We start from the raw sequence: 1,377 nt of genomic DNA on the forward strand, positions 1-1,377 counted from the left end.
AGATCATTCCGAGGGTGACTGGAGTTCAGACGTGTGCTCTTCCGATCTATTTTTCTAATTTTATCCTCTGGCCTAATCATCAGTCTTGACATATCATAGATTTTGCCCTTGATTTCTAATTCAATAATATTCTTAGGTAATTGGACTTCCCTGTTATTTTCCAATAAATAAACCATATTTTTTGACTCCTTAAAAACAAGACCCCTTCTACCTACCAAACTAGGGTCCTTTGATCTAACCACCTTAACGTTTTCGCCTACTATATCTGTAAATATAGGATTCATTGAACCACCTCAACTCTAAAACCCATATCTTCTAGAACTTTCTTAACGCGTTCCCTTTGATCACCTTGAAGTTCTATTTTATTTTCCTTGACTGTTCCACCTGATGCTGTCTTTTTCTTAAGGGTTTTAGCCAGTTCGTATATATCTTCAGCCTTTGTGTCGAAGCCAGAAACAATAGTAACGAACTTGCCATACCTTCTCTTATCCAATTCGATCTTTATGATCTGCGTTTCCCTTGCAATCTCGTCTATAGGCGTCAGATCTTTAAGGAATCTATCATCCCTCATTTTTCTTCTCCCTCATTATTGTTTCAATCCTGGCGATCTGCCTCCGGAGTGATTCTATCTTTCCGGGGCTCGGTGGCGCACCACCCATGGCTGAAATTCCTCTCTCCCTCATGAGTTCCTCCTTGAGCTCATTATATTTTTTGAGTAGGTCCTCTTTGCTCATTGTTCTAAGTTGTTTGATTTTGACCTCCGGCATTCAATTCACCCCCTTCTATATTTTTGATTACTATGTCATCTGGTAGTCTTATGTCACTCCTTAAAATCTTAACAGTGACTCCTATGATACCTGGCTTGGTCATTGCAACTGCCCTTCCTTCATCTATAAATTCCGAGGGTTGACCAGATGAAATTATTTTCCCAGCAGTATATTTTACAGCTCTGGCCCTTTCGCCTGACAACTTTCCTCCTATCCTTACTTGGCCTCCCCTTGCACCAGCGTCCATTATCCTTTTTAATATGCTATGACCAGCCCTTCTATAATGCCAACCCTTTTCTATGGATCGAGCAAGTCTCTCCGCCATTATTTGAGCATTTAAAGCTGGTTCCTTAGCGGGTTCAACCTTAATCAATGGACTGTTGAGATTGAAGTTTTTCTCTAGGTACTCCTCCATACTCCTTATCTTTTGTCCCCTGCGCCCTATTACCAATCCGGGTTTTTCAACTTTTAACAGTACTATGGTGTTCTGTGGAGTTCTCTGAATCTCCAAACCGCCAAAACCTGCATCTCCTATTTCCTTTATCAGATATTCCTTTATCAAGATCGGAAGAGCACACGTCTGTACTCCAGTCACCCTCGGAATGATCTG

The 1,377-nt window shown here is 41.0% G+C and carries 2 protein-coding genes; both read right to left on the reverse strand.

What is annotated here, in order from left to right; all coding sequences use genetic code 11:
* Window positions 1–280: 280 nt before the first annotated feature.
* The gene (yciH, locus tag ACYQ0N_RS15240) at window positions 281–571 is read right to left on the reverse strand and encodes a stress response translation initiation inhibitor YciH (RefSeq protein WP_460163170.1); all 291 of its coding nucleotides are present in this window, start codon (window positions 569–571) and stop codon (window positions 281–283) included.
* Window positions 561–767, reverse strand: coding sequence for a 50S ribosomal protein L29 (gene rpmC, locus ACYQ0N_RS15245; protein WP_460163171.1), 207 nt, complete (start codon window positions 765–767; stop codon window positions 561–563). Before rpmC ends, yciH begins: the two co-directional genes overlap by 11 nt.
* Between the last annotated feature and the right edge of the window lie 610 nt (window positions 768–1,377).

The sequence above is a fragment of the Ruminococcus sporogenes genome (genome assembly GCF_054655175.1).